The organism is Cupriavidus sp. 05T41 (assembly GCF_056396525.1).
Genome location: NZ_JBFTLQ010000004.1, coordinates 71,182 through 90,714 on the forward strand (window position 1 = coordinate 71,182; position 19,533 = coordinate 90,714).

Consider the following 19,533-nt stretch of genomic DNA (forward strand, 5'->3'; position numbering starts at 1 on the left):
CCCGGTCATGCCCGCGCTGGCGGGGTGACGCCGCAATGTGGGCGCGATGGCGCCCGGGCCCAGTCCTTGCCCGCGTGGAGCATGCCGTGAATTTTCTCTCTTTCCTGTTGTCCCGCCTGTGGAAGGCCCTGGTGGTCGTCCTTGGCGTGGTCATCATCAACTTCTTCCTGATCCGCATGGCGCCCGGCGACCCGGCCACCGTCATGGCGGGCGAGGCCGGGGCCGGCGACGCCGCCTTCGTCAACCAGCTGCGCGAGCAGTTCGGGCTGGACCAGCCGGTGCTGACCCAGCTCGGCATCTATCTCAAGGGCGTGGCCAGGCTCGACCTGGGCTACTCCTACCGCAACCACCTGCCGGTGCTGGACCTGATCCTGGACCGCCTGCCCGCTACCTTCGTGCTGATGAGCGGCGCGTTCCTGTTCTCGCTCGTGCTTGGCGTGCTGCTGGGCGTGATCTCGGCGCGCACGCGCTACGAGAACAAGCGCCGCTGGATCGACAGCGCGGTGATGTCCGGTGCGCTGCTCCTGTACGCCACGCCGCTGTTCTGGCTGTCGCTGATGGCAATCATCCTGTTCTCGGTGGTGCTGGGGTGGCTGCCCGCCTTCGGCATGGAAACCATCGGCGCGGGCTACACGGGCCTGGCGCGCGTGCAGGACGTGGCGCTGCACATGATCCTGCCCACCATCTCGCTGGGCTGCTTCTTCATGGCGGTGTATGTGCGCCTCACGCGTGCTTCGATGCTGGAAGTGATGGGCATGGACTTCGTCAAGACCGCGCGCGCCAAGGGCGTGCCGGCCGGGCGCGTGATCCGCGTGCACGTGCTGCGCAACGCGCTGCTGCCGGTGATCACCTTCGCCGGCATCCAGCTTGGCCAGATGGCCGGCGGCGCGGTGCTGACCGAGACCGTGTTCTCGTGGCCCGGCATCGGCCGCCTGATGTTCGACGCGCTGCTGCAGCGGGACTACCAGTTGCTGCTGGGCATTTTCTTCGTCACCTCGGCGCTGGTGGTGTTCTTCAACCTGGTGACGGACATCGTCTACCGCTTCATCGACCCCCGCATCGCGGTGGGCGGCAAGGGAGCCACGGCATGAAAGCCTTCGCACGACGTTATGCGCGCAACTACGGCGCGGTGATCGGCCTGCTGGTGCTGCTGGCCGTGGTGGCGGTGGCGCTGCTGGCGCCGGTGCTGTACGAGGAATCGCCCTGGCTGATGGTGGGCGAGCCGCTGGTGCGCCCGTTCGCTGACGCGGCCTATCCCTTCGGCACCGACATGCTCGGCCGCGACATCACCGCCGGCATGCTGTACGGCGCGCGCGTGTCGCTGCTGGTGGGCGTGATCTCCACCGGCGTGGCGCTGGGGTTCGGCATCCTGATCGGCTCGGTGGCCGGCTATTGCGGCGGCCGCATCGACGACGCGCTGATGCGTTTCACCGAGTTCTTCCAGACCATCCCGCAACTGGCCATGGCGGTGGTGATCGTGGCGATCTTCAATCCCACCATCTACTCCATCGTGGCGGCCATCTCGGTGGTGTCGTGGCCGCCGGTGGCGCGCCTGGTGCGCGGCGAGTTCCTCACGCTGAAGCAGCGCGAGTTCGTGCAGGCGGCGGTGGTGATCGGGCAGAAGCCGCTGCGCATCATCGTCACCCAGATCCTGCCCAACGCCATGTCGCCCATCATCGTGTCCGCCTCTTTCATGGTGGCCACGGCGATCCTGACCGAGTCGGCGCTGTCCTTCCTGGGCCTGGGCGACCGCAACATGATGAGCTGGGGCTTCATGATCGGCGCGGCCCGCACCATGATCCGCGAAGCCTGGTGGATGAGCGTGTGGCCGGGCGTGGCGATCCTGCTCACGGTGCTGTCCATCAACCTGATTGGCGAAGGGCTGAACGACGCCATGAATCCCCAACTCCGCCGCCGCGGCGAGTAAGTCAAAGGATGCCGTTCATGCAAGCACCAGACCAGAAATCCCCGCAGAACACCGCGCCGCTGCTGTCCGTGCGCGACCTCACCATCGCGCTGCCCGCCGGCGGCGACCGCGCGCACGCGGTCAAGGACGTGAGCTACGACCTGCACGCCGGCGAGATCCTGTGCATCGTCGGCGAGTCCGGTTCGGGCAAGTCGATGAGCGCCAACGCCATCATGGGCCTGCTGCCGCCCTACCTGAAGCCGCAGGGCGGGCAGATCCTGTTCCGGGGCCGCGACCTGCTGGCGCCGGATGAAGACACCCTGCTGTCGATGCGCGGCAAGGACATGGCCATGGTGTTCCAGGAGCCGCTGTCGGCGCTCAACCCTGTGATGACGGTGGGCGAGCAGATCGCCGAGGTGATGCGCGTGCACGGCGCCTATCCCGGCGAGGCGCGCAACCGCCGCGTGCTGGAACTGCTGGAGTTCGTCGGCCTGCCCGACCCCGCCACGCTGACGCACAGCTATCCCTTCCGCCTGTCGGGCGGGCAGCGCCAGCGCGTGGTGATCGCCATGGCGCTCGCGCTCGAACCCGCGCTGCTGATCGCCGACGAGCCGACCACCGCGCTGGACGTCACCACGCAGGCGCAGATCCTGGCGCTGATCAAGCGCATCCAGGCCGAGAAGGGCATGGGCGTGATGTTCGTCACGCACGACTTCGGCGTGGTGGCGGAGATCGCCGACCGCGTGGCGGTGATGGAAAAAGGCGTGCTGGTGGAGATGGGCCCGGCGCAGCAGGTGCTCAACCACCCGCAGCATCCTTACACGCGCCGCCTGATCAGCGCGGTGCCGCACGGGCGCGCCAAGGAGCGTCGGGCGGACGCGGCCGAGACCGTGCTGGAAGTGCGCGACCTGCGCAAGACCTATGTCTCCGGCGGCGGGCTATTCAGCAAGAAGCGCGTGGTCAACGCCGTGGACGGTGTGAGCTTCAGCGTGCGCCGCGGGCAGACGCTCGGGATCGTCGGCGAGTCCGGCTCGGGCAAGTCCACCATCGGCAAATGCCTGCTCAAGCTGACCGGCATCGACGGGGGCGAGCTGCTGTTCGACGGGCAGGACATCGCGCGACTGTCGGAGCGGCAGTTCCGCCCGCTGCGCAGCGACGTGCAGATGATCTTCCAGGACCCCTTCGCCTCGCTCAACCCGCGCCACACGGTGGGCCGCATCATCACCGACGGCCCGGTCGCCAACGGCGTGCCGCTGGCAAAGGCACAGGCGCGCGCGCGCGAACTGCTGCAGCTGGTGGGGCTGGAGCCGTCCGCGTTCGACCGCTACCCCAACCAGTTCTCCGGCGGGCAGCGCCAGCGCATCGGCATCGCGCGCGCGCTCGCGCTGGAGCCCAAGCTGCTGGTGGCCGACGAATCGGTCTCCGCGCTCGACGTCTCGGTGCAGGCGCAGGTGCTGCAATTGCTGGCCGACCTGCAGAAGCGGCTGAACATCGGGCTGATCTTCATCACCCACGACCTGCGCGTGGCCGCGCAGATCTGCCACCACGTGATGGTGATGCACAAGGGGCGGGTGGTGGAGTCCGGCCCGCCCGACCAGATTTTCGACGCGCCGCGCCACGAATACACGCAGCGCCTGATTGCCGCGGTCCCCGGCAAGGAATGGGACCCGACCCTGATCCGCGCCGCCGCCTGAGCGCGCGCCATCCAGACAGCAGCACAACCCATACCAAGATGGAGCAACAACAGATGAAGAACGCCGAACTGGTCCGCCGCAAGGACGCCGCCACCCCGCGTGGCGTGGGCGTGATGTGCAATTTCTACGCCGAGCGCGCCGAGAACTCGGAGATCTGGGATGTGGAGGGCAAGCGCTATATCGACTTCGCCGCCGGCATCGCCGTGCTCAACACGGGCCACCGCCATCCGCGCCTGGTCGATGCCGTGCGGCGCCAGCTCGATCGCTTTACGCACACGGCCTACCAGATCGTGCCGTATGCCAGCTACATCGAGCTGGCCGAGAAGATCAACGCGCGCGCGCCCGGCCGCTCGGCCAAGAAGACCGCTTTCTTCACCACCGGCGCGGAAGCCGTGGAGAACGCCATCAAGATCGCCCGCGCCGCCACCGGCCGGCCCGGCGTGATCGCCTTCTCGGGCGGCTTCCACGGCCGCACCATGATGGGCATGGCGCTGACCGGCAAGGTGGTGCCGTACAAGGTGGGATTCGGCCCGTTCCCGGGCGAGGTTTTCCACGCGCCGTATCCATGCGCCCTGCATGGCGTGTCGGTGGAAGATTCGCTCAAGGCGCTGCAGCACCTGTTCAAGGCCGACGTCGATCCCAAGCGCGTGGCCGCCATCATCTTCGAGCCGGTGCAGGGCGAGGGTGGTTTCAACGTGGCGCCGCCGGCCTTCGTCAAGGCGCTGCGCGCGGTCTGCGACGAGCACGGCATCCTGCTGGTCGCCGACGAGGTGCAGACCGGCTTCGGCCGCACCGGCCGCCTGTTCGCCATGGAGCACTATGAGGCGGCGCCGGACCTCACCACCATGGCCAAGAGCCTGGCCGGCGGCATGCCGCTGTCGGCCGTGTGCGGCCGCGCCGAGGTGATGGACGCGCCCGCGCCCGGCGGGCTGGGCGGCACCTATGCCGGCAACCCGCTGGCGGTGGCCTCCGCGCTGGCCGTGCTGGACGTGCTCGAAGGCGAGCAACTGATCCCGCGCGGCGCCGCGCTCGGCCAGCGCCTGGTCGAGCGGCTGGAAGGCCTGAAGCCGCGCGTGCCGCAGATCGCGGAAGTGCGCGGCCTGGGCGCGATGGTGGCCGTGGAATTCCGCAAGGCCGACGGCAGCCCCGACGCCGAGTTCACGCGCGAAGTGCAGAACCGCGCGCTGGAGCAGGGCCTGCTGCTGCTGTCGTGCGGCGTGTACGGCAACGTGATCCGCTTCCTGTTCCCGCTCACGATCCAGGACGCGGTGATGGACGAAGGGCTGGACATCCTGGCCGACGTGCTCACGCGCTGAGCATCGCACGCGGGCCAACACCAACCAAGACAGAGAGACAAGACATCATGCAACTCAAGGACTCCAGCCTGCTGCGCTCGCAGGCCTTCATCGGCGGACAGTGGCAGGACGCCGACAACGGCGCCACCTTCGCCGTCACCAATCCCGCCGACGGCTCGCTGATCGCTACCGTGCCGCTGATGGGCGCGGCGGAGACGCGCCGCGCCATCGAGGCCGCGCGCGTGGCGCAGGGCGCGTGGCGCCGCAAGACCGCACGCGAGCGCGCCCAGGTGCTGCGCGCCTGGTACGACCTGATGCTGGCCAACGCCGACGACCTCGCCGTGCTGATGACCAGCGAGCAGGGCAAGCCGCTGGCCGAGGCGCGCGGCGAGGCGGTCTATGCCGCGTCCTTCCTGGAATGGTTCGCCGAGGAAGCCAAGCGCGTGAATGGCGACGTGCTGGCTACGCCCGCGGCCGACAAGCGCCTGCTGGTGGTCAAGGAGCCGGTGGGCGTGTGCGCGGCCATCACGCCGTGGAATTTCCCGCTCGCCATGATCACGCGCAAGGCCGGCCCGGCGCTGGCCGCCGGCTGCGCCATGGTGCTCAAGCCCGCCGAGGATACGCCGCTGTCCGCGCTGGCGCTTGCGCTGCTGGCGGAGCGCGCCGGCCTGCCTGCCGGCCTGCTGAGCGTGGTGACCGGCGACGCCGCCAGCTCGATCGAGATCGGCGGCGAGCTGACCGGCAGCGCCGTGGTGCGCAAGCTCAGCTTCACCGGCTCCACCGAAGTGGGCCGCATCCTGATGCGCCAGTCCGCGCCCACCATCAAGAAGCTCTCGCTGGAGCTGGGCGGCAATGCGCCGTTCATCGTCTTTGACGATGCGGATCTCGATGCCGCCGTGGAAGGCGCCATGGCTTCCAAGTACCGCAATGCCGGCCAGACCTGCGTCTGCGCCAACCGCCTCTACGTGCACGACAAGGTGTATGACGCCTTCGCACAGAAGCTGGTGGCCGCGGTGGCAAAGCTCAAGGTAGGCCACGGCCTCGAGCCCGGCGTGCTGCAGGGCCCGCTGATCAATGAGGACGCGGTGGCCAAGGTGGAGCAGCACATCGCCGATGCCGTGGGCAAGGGCGCGCGGGTGCTCGCCGGCGGCAAGCGCCACGGCCTGGGCGGCACCTTCTTCGAACCCACGGTGCTGGCCGGCGTGACGCCGGACATGCTGGTGGCGAAGGAAGAAACCTTCGGTCCGCTCGCGCCGCTGTTCCGCTTCTCCAGCGACCAGGAAGTGATCGACATGGCCAACGACACCGAGTTCGGCCTGGCCTCGTACTTCTTCAGCCGCGATATCGGCCGCGTGTGGCGCGTGGCCGAGGCGCTGGAGTACGGCATGGTGGGCATCAATACCGGGCTGATCTCCAACGAGGTGGCACCGTTCGGCGGCGTCAAGCAGTCCGGCCTGGGCCGCGAGGGCTCCAGCTACGGCATCGAGGAATACCTGGAAACCAAGTACCTGTGCATGGGCGGCGTGGACCGCTGAGCCCGGGCACCGCACCCGCACACCCCTTTGAGCCGAGGCCGCCATGAGCAGACCCCAAGCCGTACCCACCGTGCAGGTCGACAACGACCGCGTGGCCGTCACCGAGTGGCGCTTCGCGCCGGGCGCCGAGACCGGGCATCACCGCCATGGCCATGACTACGTGGTGGTGCCGATGACCACCGGCGCGCTGCGGCTGGAAACGCCGGCCGGCGAGGTGGTCAGCCAGCTGGTGGCGGGCCGGGCCTACTACCGCGCGGCGGGTGTGGAGCACAACGTCATCAACGCGCACGACGGCGAATGCGTGTTCGTGGAAATCGAGATCAAGCGATGAATGCACCCCTGTCCCAGGCATCGTCCGCCGCGCCGCGCGAGCGCAACGGCGGCCAGATCCTGATCGAGCAACTGCGCCTCCAGGGCGTCAGGCGCGTGTTCCTGGTGCCGGGCGAAAGCTATCTGCCTTGCATCGATGCGCTGTACGACCACCAGGACGCGATCCAGCCCATCGTGTGCCGGCAGGAAAGCGGCGCGGGCTACATGGCGGAGGCCTACGGCAAGCTCACCGGCGAGCCCGGCGTGTGCTTCGTCACGCGCGGGCCCGGCGCCACCAATGCCAGCATTGCCGTGCATACGGCGTTCCAGGACTCGACGCCGATGATCCTGTTCGTCGGGCAGGTCGGCAACGATTTCAGCGAGCGCGAGGCCTTCCAGGAGATCGATTACCGCCGCATGTTCGGCCAGATGGCCAAGTGGGTGGCGCAGATCGACCGCACCGAGCGCATCCCCGAGTTCATCGCGCGCGCCTTCGCCGTGGCCACCAGCGGCCGGCCCGGCCCGGTGGTGCTGGCGCTGCCCGAAGATACGCTGTGGGGCAAGGCCGCGGTGGCCGACATGCCGCGCTACCAGCGCGCGCACGGCGCGCCCACGCCGCAGGCGCTGGCCGAATTGTCCGGCCTGCTGGCGCGCGCCGAGCGCCCGTTCATGCTGGTGGGCGGCTCGGGCTGGAGCGCGCAGGCGCAGCGCCGGCTCGAGGCATTCGCCGAGCGCTTCGCGTTGCCGGTGGGCGTGGCGTGGCGCCGGCTGGAGTGCTTCGACAACCATCATCCGAACTACGCCGGCCATGTGGGCTGGGGCATGGGCGCGGCGCTGCAGCAGCGCATCCGCGAGGCCGACCTGCTGATCGCGGTGGGCACCCGCATGGGCGAGGCCACCACGGAGGGTTACACGCTGGTGGAAAGCCCGCTGCCGCGCCAGCGGCTGGTGCATGTGTACCCGGATGCCGGCGAGCTGGGCCGCGTGTTCCACCCGGCGCTGCCGGTCGTGTCGGACGTCAATGCCTTCGCGGCGGCGCTCGATGGCTTGTCGCCCGCGCGCGCGCCGGCCTGGGCCGCGCGCACGCGCACGGCGCGCCACGAATACCTGGCCGCGCAGGAGCCCAGGCAGGCGCCGGGCAGCCTCAACCTGAACCGTGCCGCGTGCCATGTGCGCGACGTGCTGCCGCAGGACGCCTGCATCACCGTGGGCGCCGGCAACTACGCCGTGTTCCCGCATACCTACTACCGCTTCAAGGGCGTGGGCACCAGCCTGGCGCCCACGGTGGGCTCGATGGGCTACGGCCTGCCGGCCGCGATTTCGGCCAAGCTGGAGAACCCGGAACGCACCGTGGTCTGCTATGCCGGCGACGGCTGCTTCCAGATGAACCTGCAGGAACTCGGCGTGGCCATGCAGTACCGGCTCGGCATCGTGATCCTGGTGTTCAACAACGGCATCTGGGGCACCATCCGCGCCCATCAGGAGCGCGAATTCCCGGGCCGCACGATTGCGCTCGGCTTCGACAACCCCGAGTTCACCGAGCTGATCCGCGCTTACCGCGGCTATGGCGAGGTGGTGGACAGCGACGAGGCCTTCGGCCCGGCGTTCGCGCGTGCGCGGGCCTTCGCCGACAAGGAGCGGCTGCCGGCACTGCTCGAGCTGCGCTATGACGCCGATGGCATTGCGCCCGGCGTGACGCTGACGGAGATCCGCGAAGCGGCGTTCGCCCTGCAGCGGGCGCAGGCATAGGCGCATTGCCATTGCTTTGCCCCTCTCTCGCTGGCGTGGGCGAGGGGAGAAAACCTTCGGTCGACCACCACCCTGACGAAGACCAACAAGTCTCACCACAAAACAATCATGCGCGCCTTCTTCTCGGATGACCAACTGCTGCACCAGCCCCGCCAGTTCATGCGCGCGGGCCGCCTGTGCGAGCCGACCGACGTGCCTGCGCGGGCGCATGCGCTGCAACGCGCGCTGGCCGGGCGCGGCATCGAACTGGCCGAGCCGGCCGACTTCGGCCGCGCGCCGCTCGAGGCTGTGCACAGCCCGGCTTATCTCGATTTCCTCGGCTACGCCCACGAGCGCTGGATGGCGCTGGCGCGGCCCGGCTTCGAGCCCGGCATCGAGGTGCTGCCGAATCTCTCGCCCTACTACAACGGCCGCGTCGAGCAGCCGCGCCGCGTGCCTTGCCCGACCGATTCCATCATCGCGCAGGCCGGTTACTACCTCGGTGACCTGAGCGCGCCGCTCGGGCCACAGAGCTGGCGCGCCATCCTGCGCTCGGCGCACAGCGCGGTGGCCGCCGCGCAGTATGTGTGCGAGCAGCAGGACCGCCAGGGCATCGCCTATTCGCTGTCGCGCCCGTCCGGCCACCACGCGCACAGCGACCGCGCGGCGGGCTTCTGCTACGTCAACAACTCGGCCATCGCGGCGCAGACGTTGCTCAAGCGCTTCGGCAAGGTGGCGGTGCTGGACGTGGACGCCCACCACGGTGACGGCACCCAGCAGATCTTCTACCAGCGCTCCGACGTGATGACGATCTCGCTGCACGCCGATCCGAGCGGCTACTACCCCTTCTATACCGGCTACGCCAACGAGCGCGGCTACGGCGCCGGCTATGGCTACAACCTGAACTTCCCGCTGGCGCACGGCACCGAGGACGACGGCTTCCTGGCCGCGCTGGACAATGCGCTCGACGCACTGCGCGACTACCGCCCGCAGGCGCTGGTGCTGGCGCTGGGCTTCGATACCTATATTCACGACCCCATCAGCGTGCTGCGCGTGGGCTTGGACGCCTACCGCGGCATCGGCGAGCGCATCAACGCGCTGGGCGTGCCCACCGTGGTGGTGCAGGAAGGCGGCTACGAGGTGGAAGCGATCGGCCCGGCGCTGGATGCGTTTCTGTGCGGCCTCGTCCCCGCGATGGCCTGAGACAAGAACAAGGAGACCCGAGATGACCGCACTGAAGATCAACGGCGAGCGCCTGTGGCAATCGCTGATGGACCTGGCCCGCGTCGGCGCCACGCCGCGCGGCGGCAATGCGCGCCTGGCGCTGACCGCGCTGGACGGGCAGGGCCGCGACCTGGTGACGGGCTGGATGCGCGATGCCGGCCTGAGCGTGACCGTGGACCGCGTGGGCAATATCTTCGGCCGCCGCGCCGGGCGCAACGACAGCCTGCCGCCGGTGATGACCGGCAGCCATATCGACACCCAGCCCACCGGCGGCAAGTTCGACGGCTGCTTTGGCGTGCTGGCCGGGCTGGAAGTGATGCGCACCCTCGACGACCACGGGGTGCAGACCGAGGCGCCGCTCGAGCTGGCGATCTGGACCAACGAGGAAGGCACGCGCTTCGTGCCGGTGATGATGGGCTCGGGCGTGTTCGCCGGCATCTTCCCGCTGCAGACCGCGCTGGACGCCACCGACAACGAAGGCAAGCGCGTGGCCGACGAACTGCGCGCCATCGGCTACGCCGGCGACGCCGAAGTGGGCGGGCGGCAGGTGGGCGCGTATTTCGAGGCGCATATCGAGCAGGGTCCGGTACTGGAAGACGCCGGCAACGTGATCGGCGTGGTGACGGGGTCGCTGGGCCTGCGCTGGTACGACCTGACCGTGACCGGCATGGAAGCGCATGCCGGCCCCACGCCGATGCCGCTGCGGCGCGACGCGCTGTACGGCGCGTCCTTCATCCTGCAGGAGGTGGTGCGCATCGCCCATGATTTCGCGCCGCACGGGCGCGGCACGGTGGGCGTGCTCGACGTGCATCCCGCCTCGCGCAACGTGATCCCGGGCGAAGTGAAGTTCACCGTGGACCTGCGCCACCAGGATGCGGATCGCCTGGCGGAGATGGACGCGCGCCTGCGCGCGGCCTGCGCGGCGCTGGCGCGCGGCGAGACCACCGGCGCGCCGCTCGGCGTGAAGATCGAGGACGTGCAGTATTTCCCGCCCACGCCATTCGCGCCGGAGCTGGTGGGCCATGTGCGCAGTCAGGCCGCGGCGCTGGGTCATGCGCACCAGGACATCGTCACCGGCGCGGGTCACGACGCGGTGTACATCGCCACGGTGGCGCCCACCGCGATGATCTTCGTACCGTGCAAGGACGGCATCAGCCACAACGAGGTGGAAGATGCCAAGCCCGAGCACCTGGAAGCCGGCGCCAACGTGCTGCTGGGCGCGATGGTGGCGCAGGCCGGCGCATGAGGGCCGCCGCGCCGGCGGGCGGCAGCGCGGCGGGCTGGTGGCGCGGCGGCCTGATCTTCCTGTGCGCGGTGGCCTTGTTCGCCACCGTGGACGCCACCGCCAAGCACCTGGTGGGGCGCTACCCGGCGCCCTTCCTGAACGCGGTGCGCTACGCCGCCACCGCCACGGTGGCGGTGCTGATGCTGGCGCGCTCGGGACGCCTGCGCTTCTGGCGCACGCCGCACCGCGGCCTGCTGGCGCTGCGCGGCGTGATGCTGGCGCTGGTCGGCACCTGCTTCATGACCGCGCTGCTGTGGATGCCGCTGGCCGAGGCCACCGCGATCTACTTCATGTCGCCGCTGGTGATCGTCGCGCTGTCGCCGTGGCTGCTGGGCGAGCATGTGGGCTCGCGCAAGTGGCTGGCGGTGGGTGCGGGCTTTGCCGGCATGCTGCTGATCGTGCGGCCAGGCTCGCAGTTGTCGCCGCTGGGCACCTTGCTGATGGTGGCGGCAGCCTTCGCGTATGCACTGCTGCAACTGCTCACGCGGCGCCTGGCCGGCAAGGCCGATGCCGGCGTGCAGTACGGCTTCGCCGCGGTGATCTGCATGATCGCCACCGGCCTGCCGGCGCCGTTCTTCCTGCCGGCCGTGTGGCCCGGCGCGGCGGACTGGCTGGCCATCCTCGCCATGGGTTTCATGAGCGCCGGCGCGCAGGTGCTGCTGATCCTGGCGCTGCAGCGCGCGCCGGCCTCCACCCTGGCGCCGCTCAACTATTGCCACCTGCTGCTGGCGCTGGTGTACAGCGCGCTGTGGTTCGGCCGCTGGCCTGACGGGCCCGCCATGGCGGGCATCGCGCTGATCATCGCAGCCGGCCTGTCCCTGACCTTGCCAACGCGCGCCACGGCCCACGGGCGTGGGCGCTTTCGTTCCACCTCAAGCGCGGAATGATCGTGAGTGGATCGCACGACCTCGCCCACCGGATGCCGTTCGGCGGGGTCGGGCAATCAGGCAACGGCCACGACAAGTCATTGCATGCGTTCGATAAATGCACTGACATAAAGACGGCCTGGATTAAATTTGGTTGAGTGAATCTATTTAAATAAATTGGAAAGGAGGTATCGCTTTATTTTCATGTGAAGGACGTTGACTGATCGCATGACGGGATGACAATGTCGCCTTTCATGCGGGATAGCCATGCTTTTTGTCGTATCGATGCCGTTGGAGCGGGCAGGAGGATACCGTGTCTTCATGATGGAATTCATATCGAAAATTCCATCGGAGTGCATGATTCTTGATTGCGCATCCAATCAGGTGCAGATTTCGCTGAAAACGGTATGCCGGTTCCGGGGAAATCCGTTTCCAAGTGGCATGGCAATTGCTTCATTGATCCTTAACCCCAGCCGGGACGATCCCATCTCCTAGAGGCAAGCCACACCATGCACAATCATCCGTTCAAGAAACGACGCGCAGCCACGCTCGCCATCCTGCTGGGCGCCGGCCTCGCCGCCGCACCCTCGCTGTTTGCCCAGACAGCGCGCGACTGGCCCACGCAGCCCGTGCGTATCGTGGTGCCGTTCCAGGCCGGCTCCGCCACCGACCTCATCACGCGCCAGCTCGGCATCGGGCTGGGCAAGGAGTACGGGCAGACCTTCGTGGTGGAGAACCGCCCGGGCGCGGCGGCGATGATCGGCAGCGAGGCCGCCGCGCGCGCGCCCGGCGACGGCTACACCTTGCTGATGTCCGGCCCGGCTTCGCTGGTGACCAACCGCTTCCTCTACAAGAAACTCAGCTACGATCCCGACGCCTTCGAGAAGGTCGCGGTGGTGGCGTTCACGCCCAACATCCTGCTGTCCAGCCCGGACCTGCCGTTCAAGACCTTGCCCGAGATGATCGCTTACGCCAAGGCCAATCCGGGCAAGCTGACCTATGCGTCGTTCGGTGCCGGCACCACCTCGCACATGGCCGGAGAAATGCTCAAGGCGCTGGCCGGCATCGATATCGTGCACGTGCCGTACAAGGGGGCGGGCGAGGCGATCCCGGCGCTGCTGTCGGGCCAGGTGTCGATGTACTTCGACACCATCATGACCGGGCTGCCCTATGTGAAGGCCGGCAAGCTGCGTGCGCTGGGCATGTCCAACGCCAGGCGCTCGGCGATGGCGCCGGATATCCCCACCATCGCGGAGCAGGGCTACCCGGGCTTCGATATCGCGCCCTGGTACGGCATCGTCGCCCCCAAGGGCACGCCGCCCGAGGTGGTCGGCAAGCTCAATGCATCGATCAACAAGCTGCTCAAGGATCCGGGCTTCCGCGAGAAGCTGGCGGCCACCGGGGCAGAGCCGCGTGGCGGCTCGGTCGCGGATTTCGGCGCAATGGTCGGCGCGGAAATCCCGCGCACGGAGAAGCTGGTGAAGCAGTCGGGCATCAGCCTGCAATAGTGATGGTGGCGCCCGGGCTGCGGGAAAGGACGGGGGCGCGCCACGCGCAAGGCAGCAAGCGCCCCTCGGGGACTACATCATGTGGTGGGAGAAATGTCCTTGCTCGGCACCGGCCATCAGGTCGGTGAACTGCTCGCAGGTCATGTGGACCAGCTGTTGGTGATCGCCTGCCTCGAAGAACACTTCCGGCTGCGCCAGCAGGCTCTCGTCGAGATAGGTGTGCATGCCATACGCCATGGCCACGGGAGGAATGGCGCCGAAGTCGCAGTCCTTGAAGACTTCGCGGATCTCGTCTTCCTGCGCGAGGATCAGCGTGCGGCCTGTCTGCGCGCACAGCGCCGCCAGGTTCAGGTGATGGCTGGACGGGATGACCACGGCCACGTAGCCGATTTCGTCCTCCAGCAACAGGGTCTTGGCCAGGCGGTCTCCGGGAACGTGTGCTGCCTCGGCAGTGGCCATGCTGCTGAGGGTGTAGGGATGGCGGATGGTATCGAAACGGCTGTTCCTGCTGTTCAGGCAATTTGCCAGGGTGGTAGCCAAGGCCATGATGCGTCTCCTTCGCTGTACGTTGCAGTCCGGGCCGGTTGACCCCTGCGTTTCCTACTATAGACGGCGTTGCCGGGCTGCCAAGCCGCTGTGCGCACCGGTGACGCCGGCGTCATGCGGGGGTCACGGCTCGTCGGGTGCTTCGTCGGGCTCGCCGGCGGGTGGCGTCTGCCGGGGTGCGGGCCACAGGGCCTGCAACTCGGTCTTGAGAAAGTTCAGCAGGTAGCGCGTGGCCATGGTCTGGTAGCGGTTGGGCATGGTCAGCATGTAGAGGCGGCTGCCGAACACACTGATGTGGTAGTCCGGCAGCAGCGCTACCAGCGTGCCCGCCTCGAGCTCGGCGCCAATGGCGTAGAGGGGGAAGATGCCGAGGCCGAGATCGCCCAGCACGCCGTCCTTGAGGAAGGCGAAGTTCTCCGAGCTGAGCGTGGGCTCCAGCGCCACCTGCTCGCGCACGGAATCGGCGCCCTGGCCGCGCGAGCCGAACGCCTTGAGCTTCTGGCCGATGGGCGAGGCACACACGATCGCATGGTCCTTGAGATCGGCCAGCTCGCGCGGGGCGGGCTGCGTGGCCAGGTAGCCCGGCGAGCCGCACACTATCCATTCGACCACGCCGATCTCGGTGGCCACCACCGAATCGGGGGGTGTCGAGATGATGCGCAAGGCCACTTCCACATCCTCGGAGACCAGGTTGTGGATGCGGTTGTCGAACACCACGTCGAGCGTGATGTCGGGGTAGCGGTGCTTGAACTTCACGAGCAGCGGCGACAGCATCGCGTGGCCCAGCCCGGTCGGCACCGACAGGCGCACATGGCCTTGCAGGCTCTTGCCCATGCTGTTGATCAACGCGTTGGCCGCTGCCACCTCGCCCAGGATATTGCGGCCGTGCTCGTACAGGCCGGCGCCCACCGGCGTGGGTTCCACATGGCGCGTGGTCCGGCGCAGCAGCTGCACGCCGAGCGCCTCCTCCAGCGCCTTGAGGTGGTAGCTCACGTTGGCGCGCGTCATCTTGAGCTTGCGCGCGGCGGCCGACAGGTTGCCGGCGTCGACGATGTCCACGAACAGGCGAAGGGCATTGAGATCCATGTGGCGCTTGAAATCCTTTATGAAAGCGTGCAGCGTGCAGCGGGCAGCGGGCAGCGGGCGTCGGCACGGCAGGGAGTTTAGCGTTGATCGCCCGCGCGCCTGGCGCGCACGCGCCGCCTGCCTATAGTTCCTCCTGCAGCGGCAGCAGGCGCAACAGCCCCTGCCCGAGATGCTGGAAGAAGCCCATGTCCGGCTCGCTGCGATAGGTCCGAAGCAGGCCGTCCTCGCGCGTGACCCAGACCATCTGCTGCTGCCCGCTGGCGGGATCTGCCTCCAGCATGACCTTGTAGGCGACGTCGAGCAGCTTGTCGTCCAGTCCCGTGCTGAGCGTGGCGCACAGCGCGGCGCTGTCGAGCACCACGCCCATCTCGGTGTTCAGCCGTGCCGAGCGGGGGTCCAGGTTGAGCGAGCCGACGAACAGCAGGTGGCGGTCCACCATATAGCTCTTGGCGTGCAGGCTCGCCCGGCTCTTGCTGATCAGGCTGCGGTGGCCGGTGCGGGCCATCTCCGCGTAGGCCGACGGCTTGAGTTCATACAGCTCGACGCCGGCTTCGAGCAGTGCCTGGCGCGTGGGCGCATAGCCGGCATGCACCGCGCTGACATCGGTGGCGGCGTAGGAATTGGTGAGGATGCGCACATGCACGCCGCGCTGCGCCAGGGCGGCAAGCCACTCGACGGATTTGCGGTCGGGCACGAAGTAGGGCGAGACCAGGGATAGCTCCTGTTGCGCGCTTCCCAGCAGCCGCGCCAGCTTCGGGATGGCGTGGGTGGAGTCGTCCTCGGGCGGTAGCGTGACCTTGACGGCCTGGTCGGCGATCACCGTGCCACGTCCCCAGTAGGCGGGCAGCTTGCCGGCTTCGAGGGCGCGCACGATGCCGGAGGTGAAGAGTTCCTGCGCATACTCGCCTCCCCTGGCCTGCTCCGCCTCGCGGTCCAGGTATTTGCGCAAGGCCTCCACTTCGGCCTGCGCGTCGTCCGGCGCGGGCAGCAGCGCTGCCGCCGGATAGCTCGCGGCGCCGTTCCAGTAGTCGTCGAAGACGGCGGACACCTGTTGCACCACGGGGCCGCCGGCCAGCACGTCGAAATCCGTGAAGTCGCTGGCGGCGTCGGCGGAGAAGTACGGGTCGCCGATATTGCGTCCGCCCACCACCGCGAGCTGATTGTCGGCGGTCATCGATTTATTGTGCATGCGCCGGTCCAGGCGCCGGAAGCTCGTGGCGAAATCGAGCCAGCGCGCGCCGCGATTCGCAAACGGGTTGAACAGCCGTACCTCGATATTGGGATGCGCGTCGATGGCCGCCAGCGCACGGTCCTGCCCCGACAGGTGAAGGTCGTCGAGCAGCAGCCGCACGCGCACCCCGCGGTCGGCCGCCGCCACCACGGCGCCGAGCAGGGTCTTGCCGGTGAGGTCGGCGTCGAAGATGTAGTACTGCAGGTCCAGGCTGCGCTCGGCGCCGCGCGCCAGCGCGAGCCGCGCCACCAGCGCGTCGGGGCCGGATGACAAGGGATAGAACACCGATTCGCCGGGGTGTTGCGCCTGCCCCGGCGCCAGCGCCTGGCCGAGCCTCGTGCTGGCCGTATCGGTCAGCGCATGCGAGGGCGTGCCGCCGGGCGGCTGCGGCAGGCTGGCGCAGGCTGTCAACAGCGCCAGCATCATCGCCATGCCGACGCGCGTGCCGAGCCAGCCGGGGCGGCACCGGAGCGCTTCGACGGGATCCACGGCACCGCTCACGTGTGAATGGGGTTTATCTCGCAGCGCAAGCGGCATCTCGTATTCCCCCGAATTGAAGTGGCCCGGTTCCCAATGGACGCGCGAATTGCACGTTACCACCGGTTTGATGCGGCAGGCAAAGAACGAGGCCGGCCAGCGTACGACCGGGCGGGCACCAATTGGCAATGCCGCGCTGGCGCGCGTTTGAATCAAAGCAGGCAATGCATTGCGATTCAAGTGCCGTGGGCATGCCGGGGCCTTTCCTTGCAAAAAAACTTCCGCATCGGGGGCACCGGCCATCCGCCCGGTGCGATACGCATGCGGCGCGAAAGTGGATATTGCTTAGCATCGGCTTTGAAGGTCTTCGCCAATTTCCATGCCGCTTCGCGCATTGTCCAGGAACTGTCCGATGGCCGGGATTTGATCCAATCCATGGTGGCGAGGCGATGGCCGGTAGCGGCCTGCCGGCGGCAATTGCGGGCCCATTGGCCCTGCTTTCGGCTTTCAAACCCCTTTCTTGCCGCCGCGGGTTGCTTGAATACACCAGCATGGCGGCGGTCAAAGCGGGGATAGGAAACCGCAATATCCGTGGCGCTAATACGTGAATCCGGAATCTTCAGGGACACGCATTGGCCGTTGCCAATCACGGCAATCGGACCATTCCGCCCAATCGGCACGGCCGCGGGGCATGCCCCAAATGGCAGCGAAATTCGGACGGTTGTATCAAGTTCTTACGTTGCTATTTCTTTATTAATCAAACGTGGTAGGCTGTGGCAGCAAATTTTCCCTATCATTCAATTAACCCTGACCCAGGAGAATCAAAATGGCGACGTACAAGCAGCTGATCGCGGAGAAGGAAGCGCTCGAGGCAAAACTGACGGAGATGCGCGCCAGTGAAGTGTCCGGCGTCATTGCCCAGATCCAGGGTCTCATGTCGGAATATGAACTGACGCTCGACGATATCGCTCCCAAGCGCCGCCGCGGCCGTCCGGCAGCCGGCGCCAATGGCAAGGCCGCCAAGCCCAAGAGCGCGCTGCCCCCGAAGTACCGCGACCCCAAGACCGGGGCCACCTGGACCGGCCGTGGCCGCGCTCCGGCATGGCTGGGCAAGAACCGCACGCGCTTCCTGATCGCGGAAGCCTGATTGACGCGGCGGCGCCTGGGTGCCGCCCGGTTTTCCTGCCATCAACCCGGTTGCGGCGCTCCGCGCGCCGCGATCGGCGTGCCTGACGTTGCCTGTCCCGCCCTTGTTCGGGCTTCCCCCCCTGTTTCCATGAAAAAGCCGTCCGCGCATCGTCGCTGCTGGCTGCGTCCCGCTGGCGCTCATGCGCACGAGAAGCTGTTGTCGAAGCAGTACGCGACTTGCATGAACAAGGCTGGCATCACCACCACCGCCGGCATGCATGACTGCATCGCGGTGGAGACGGCGCACCAGGCTGCTGTTTTCCGCTTGCCAAAAGAAATGCAGCAATCACATTTTTCTGATTGTAAAAAATAACTATCCATTCTGTTCAAGACATGGGGGATTGTCAAAGCCAGGTGACGGCGTACCATGATGGCCACATCGTTGTTTGCCTTGACCGGAGATTTCCCATGAGCCTGGATGCAGAATCCTTTTCGCTGCTGCGCGCGTCGGTGCAGCGTTTTATCGACGAACGCCTGAAGCCGGCCGAAGACACGCTCGAGGAAATTGACGACGTACCGGCCGAGATCGTCGCCGACATGAAGGAGATGGGCCTGTTCGGGATCTCCATCCCCGAGAACTACGGCGGCATCGGCCTTTCGATGTCGCAGGAATGCGATGTGGTCTACGACCTCGGCCACACCGCCTTCGCCTTCCGCTCGGTGTTCGGCACCAATGTGGGCATCGGCTCGCAGGGCATCCTGATGGATGGCACCGAGGAGCAGAAGCAGGCCTACCTGCCCAAGATCGCCAGCGGCGAGCTGATCATCTCGTTCGCGCTGACCGAGCCGAATGCCGGTTCCGACGCGGCTTCGCTGCAGACCCGGGCCGAGCTCGACGGCGACCACTACGTCATCAACGGCACCAAGCGCTTCATCACCAACGCGCCGCGCGCGGGCGCCTTCACGCTGATGGCCCGCACCGGCGGTGCCGGCGCCTCGGGCATCTCGTCGTTCGTCGTGCCGGCCGATACCCCGGGCATCTCGCTGGGCAAGCCGGACAAGAAGATGGGCCAGCGCGGCACCAAGACCTGCGACGTGGTGCTGGAGAACGTGCGCGTGCCGGCGGCCAACATCATCGGCGGCGTGCCGGGCGTGGGCTTCAAGACTGCCATGAAGGTGCTTGACCGCGGCCGCCTGCATCTCTCGGCGCTGGCCTGCGGCATGGCGCACCGCCTGATCACGGACGCCGTGGCCTATGCCAAGGAGCGCAAGCAGTTCGGCCAGCCGATCGGCGATTTCCAGCTGATCCAGGCCATGCTGGCCGACAGCCAGGCCGAGCTGTACGCGGGCCTGTCGATGGTGCGCGACTGCGCTGCGCGCTATGACGCCAAGACGCCCGGCAAGAGCGATCCGGAAGTCAGCATGCTGGCCTCCTGCACCAAGATGTTCTGTACCGAGATGGTGGGCCGCGTGGCCGACCGCGCCGTGCAGATCCACGGCGGCGCCGGCTATATCGCCGAGTACAAGGCCGAGCGTTTCTACCGCGACGTGCGCCTGCTGCGCCTGTACGAAGGCACCACGCAGATCCAGCAACTGATCATCGCCAAGCAGCTCCTGCGCGACTGATCGCGCCGCGCGCAGGCGGGGGCGGGCACCACGTCCGTCCCGCCGCGCGCGCGGCGGCCTGCGCCGCCGGTTCGCATCCACCGCTCGCA

18 protein-coding genes are annotated in these 19,533 nt (G+C 67.7%); 14 read left to right on the forward strand and 4 right to left on the reverse strand.

Annotation, left to right across the window (positions count from 1 at the left end; genetic code table 11):
• The first annotated feature begins 86 nt into the window (after window positions 1-86).
• The 11 genes from AC1DKV_RS03340 (at window position 87) to AC1DKV_RS03390 (ending at window position 13,350) form a co-directional block, all read left to right on the forward strand.
• A complete protein-coding gene (locus AC1DKV_RS03340; RefSeq protein ID WP_441617238.1) occupies window positions 87-1,091 on the forward strand; it encodes an ABC transporter permease in 1,005 nt (334 codons plus the stop codon).
• A complete protein-coding gene (locus AC1DKV_RS03345; protein WP_441650085.1) occupies window positions 1,088-1,927 on the forward strand; it encodes an ABC transporter permease in 840 nt (279 codons plus the stop codon). The genes AC1DKV_RS03340 and AC1DKV_RS03345 overlap by 4 nt, the downstream gene beginning before the upstream one ends.
• Before the next feature lie 8 nt (window positions 1,928-1,935).
• Entirely contained in the window at window positions 1,936-3,600 is a 1,665-nt protein-coding gene (locus tag AC1DKV_RS03350) for an ABC transporter ATP-binding protein (RefSeq protein WP_477137466.1), read from the forward strand.
• 53 nt (window positions 3,601-3,653) lie between these two features.
• Window positions 3,654-4,916 (forward strand): 4-aminobutyrate--2-oxoglutarate transaminase, encoded by a 1,263-nt coding sequence (locus AC1DKV_RS03355; protein ID WP_441617244.1) that lies wholly within the window; start codon window positions 3,654-3,656, stop codon window positions 4,914-4,916.
• Window positions 4,917-4,963: 47 nt separating this feature from the next.
• On the forward strand, window positions 4,964-6,430 hold the full coding sequence (locus AC1DKV_RS03360; protein ID WP_441650087.1) for an NAD-dependent succinate-semialdehyde dehydrogenase: 1,467 nt from the start codon (window positions 4,964-4,966) through the stop codon (window positions 6,428-6,430).
• 43 nt (window positions 6,431-6,473) lie between these two features.
• Complete coding sequence (locus AC1DKV_RS03365) at window positions 6,474-6,761, forward strand: cupin domain-containing protein (RefSeq protein WP_441617248.1); 288 nt, start codon at window positions 6,474-6,476, stop codon at window positions 6,759-6,761.
• The gene (locus AC1DKV_RS03370; RefSeq protein WP_441650088.1) at window positions 6,758-8,488 is read left to right on the forward strand and encodes a thiamine pyrophosphate-binding protein; all 1,731 of its coding nucleotides are present in this window, start codon (window positions 6,758-6,760) and stop codon (window positions 8,486-8,488) included. Before AC1DKV_RS03365 ends, AC1DKV_RS03370 begins: the two co-directional genes overlap by 4 nt.
• Window positions 8,489-8,596: 108 nt before the next feature.
• On the forward strand, window positions 8,597-9,670 hold the full coding sequence (locus AC1DKV_RS03375; RefSeq protein ID WP_441650089.1) for a histone deacetylase family protein: 1,074 nt from the start codon (window positions 8,597-8,599) through the stop codon (window positions 9,668-9,670).
• A gap of 22 nt (window positions 9,671-9,692) precedes the next feature.
• Window positions 9,693-10,937: a Zn-dependent hydrolase gene (locus AC1DKV_RS03380; protein ID WP_441650090.1), complete on the forward strand. Its 1,245-nt coding sequence runs from the start codon at window positions 9,693-9,695 to the stop codon at window positions 10,935-10,937.
• A complete protein-coding gene (locus AC1DKV_RS03385; RefSeq protein WP_441650091.1) occupies window positions 10,934-11,863 on the forward strand; it encodes a DMT family transporter in 930 nt (309 codons plus the stop codon). The genes AC1DKV_RS03380 and AC1DKV_RS03385 overlap by 4 nt, the downstream gene beginning before the upstream one ends.
• A gap of 488 nt (window positions 11,864-12,351) precedes the next feature.
• Complete coding sequence (locus AC1DKV_RS03390) at window positions 12,352-13,350, forward strand: Bug family tripartite tricarboxylate transporter substrate binding protein (RefSeq protein ID WP_441650092.1); 999 nt, start codon at window positions 12,352-12,354, stop codon at window positions 13,348-13,350.
• A 72-nt stretch (window positions 13,351-13,422) separates the two neighbouring features.
• Here AC1DKV_RS03390 and AC1DKV_RS03395 read toward each other — a convergent pair whose 3' ends face one another.
• The 4 genes from AC1DKV_RS03395 to AC1DKV_RS03410 all read right to left on the reverse strand — a co-directional run bounded on the left by AC1DKV_RS03395 (window position 13,423) and on the right by AC1DKV_RS03410 (window position 17,319).
• Window positions 13,423-13,896 carry an aminoacyl-tRNA deacylase gene (locus AC1DKV_RS03395; RefSeq protein WP_441617259.1) on the reverse strand — a complete coding sequence of 158 codons (474 nt, stop codon included), beginning with the start codon at window positions 13,894-13,896 and terminating at the stop codon, window positions 13,423-13,425.
• A 123-nt stretch (window positions 13,897-14,019) separates the two neighbouring features.
• Entirely contained in the window at window positions 14,020-14,982 is a 963-nt protein-coding gene (locus AC1DKV_RS03400) for a LysR family transcriptional regulator (RefSeq protein ID WP_441650093.1), read from the reverse strand.
• Between the two features lie 121 nt (window positions 14,983-15,103).
• On the reverse strand, window positions 15,104-16,645 hold the full coding sequence (locus tag AC1DKV_RS03405; RefSeq protein WP_441650110.1) for a phospholipase D family protein: 1,542 nt from the start codon (window positions 16,643-16,645) through the stop codon (window positions 15,104-15,106).
• A 281-nt stretch (window positions 16,646-16,926) separates the two neighbouring features.
• Window positions 16,927-17,319: a hypothetical protein gene (locus AC1DKV_RS03410; protein ID WP_441650094.1), complete on the reverse strand. Its 393-nt coding sequence runs from the start codon at window positions 17,317-17,319 to the stop codon at window positions 16,927-16,929.
• A gap of 197 nt (window positions 17,320-17,516) precedes the next feature.
• Here AC1DKV_RS03410 and AC1DKV_RS03415 point away from each other — a divergent pair, with 197 nt between their 5' ends.
• The 3 genes from AC1DKV_RS03415 to AC1DKV_RS03425 all read left to right on the forward strand — a co-directional run bounded on the left by AC1DKV_RS03415 (window position 17,517) and on the right by AC1DKV_RS03425 (window position 19,444).
• Window positions 17,517-17,837, forward strand: coding sequence for an H-NS histone family protein (locus AC1DKV_RS03415; RefSeq protein ID WP_441617265.1), 321 nt, complete (start codon window positions 17,517-17,519; stop codon window positions 17,835-17,837).
• Window positions 17,838-18,059: 222 nt separating this feature from the next.
• Entirely contained in the window at window positions 18,060-18,191 is a 132-nt protein-coding gene (locus AC1DKV_RS03420) for a hypothetical protein (protein ID WP_441650095.1), read from the forward strand.
• A 95-nt stretch (window positions 18,192-18,286) separates the two neighbouring features.
• Complete coding sequence (locus AC1DKV_RS03425) at window positions 18,287-19,444, forward strand: acyl-CoA dehydrogenase family protein (protein WP_441617268.1); 1,158 nt, start codon at window positions 18,287-18,289, stop codon at window positions 19,442-19,444.
• Window positions 19,445-19,533: the final 89 nt, after the last annotated feature.

Coding starts and splice junctions, on each gene's coding strand:
- AC1DKV_RS03425 (WP_441617268.1), top strand. CDS start 18,287: ATGAGCCTGGATGCAGAATCCTTTTCGCTGCTGCGCGCGTCGGTGCAG.
- AC1DKV_RS03380 (WP_441650090.1), top strand. CDS start 9,693: ATGACCGCACTGAAGATCAACGGCGAGCGCCTGTGGCAATCGCTGATG.
- AC1DKV_RS03355 (WP_441617244.1), top strand. CDS start 3,654: ATGAAGAACGCCGAACTGGTCCGCCGCAAGGACGCCGCCACCCCGCGT.
- AC1DKV_RS03350 (WP_477137466.1), top strand. CDS start 1,936: ATGCCGTTCATGCAAGCACCAGACCAGAAATCCCCGCAGAACACCGCG.
- AC1DKV_RS03365 (WP_441617248.1), top strand. CDS start 6,474: ATGAGCAGACCCCAAGCCGTACCCACCGTGCAGGTCGACAACGACCGC.
- AC1DKV_RS03395 (WP_441617259.1), bottom strand. CDS start 13,896: ATGGCCTTGGCTACCACCCTGGCAAATTGCCTGAACAGCAGGAACAGC.
- AC1DKV_RS03360 (WP_441650087.1), top strand. CDS start 4,964: ATGCAACTCAAGGACTCCAGCCTGCTGCGCTCGCAGGCCTTCATCGGC.
- AC1DKV_RS03415 (WP_441617265.1), top strand. CDS start 17,517: ATGGCGACGTACAAGCAGCTGATCGCGGAGAAGGAAGCGCTCGAGGCA.
- AC1DKV_RS03420 (WP_441650095.1), top strand. CDS start 18,060: ATGAACAAGGCTGGCATCACCACCACCGCCGGCATGCATGACTGCATC.
- AC1DKV_RS03345 (WP_441650085.1), top strand. CDS start 1,088: ATGAAAGCCTTCGCACGACGTTATGCGCGCAACTACGGCGCGGTGATC.
- AC1DKV_RS03390 (WP_441650092.1), top strand. CDS start 12,352: ATGCACAATCATCCGTTCAAGAAACGACGCGCAGCCACGCTCGCCATC.
- AC1DKV_RS03375 (WP_441650089.1), top strand. CDS start 8,597: ATGCGCGCCTTCTTCTCGGATGACCAACTGCTGCACCAGCCCCGCCAG.
- AC1DKV_RS03385 (WP_441650091.1), top strand. CDS start 10,934: ATGAGGGCCGCCGCGCCGGCGGGCGGCAGCGCGGCGGGCTGGTGGCGC.
- AC1DKV_RS03400 (WP_441650093.1), bottom strand. CDS start 14,982: ATGGATCTCAATGCCCTTCGCCTGTTCGTGGACATCGTCGACGCCGGC.
- AC1DKV_RS03405 (WP_441650110.1), bottom strand. CDS start 16,645: ATGGCGATGATGCTGGCGCTGTTGACAGCCTGCGCCAGCCTGCCGCAG.
- AC1DKV_RS03370 (WP_441650088.1), top strand. CDS start 6,758: ATGAATGCACCCCTGTCCCAGGCATCGTCCGCCGCGCCGCGCGAGCGC.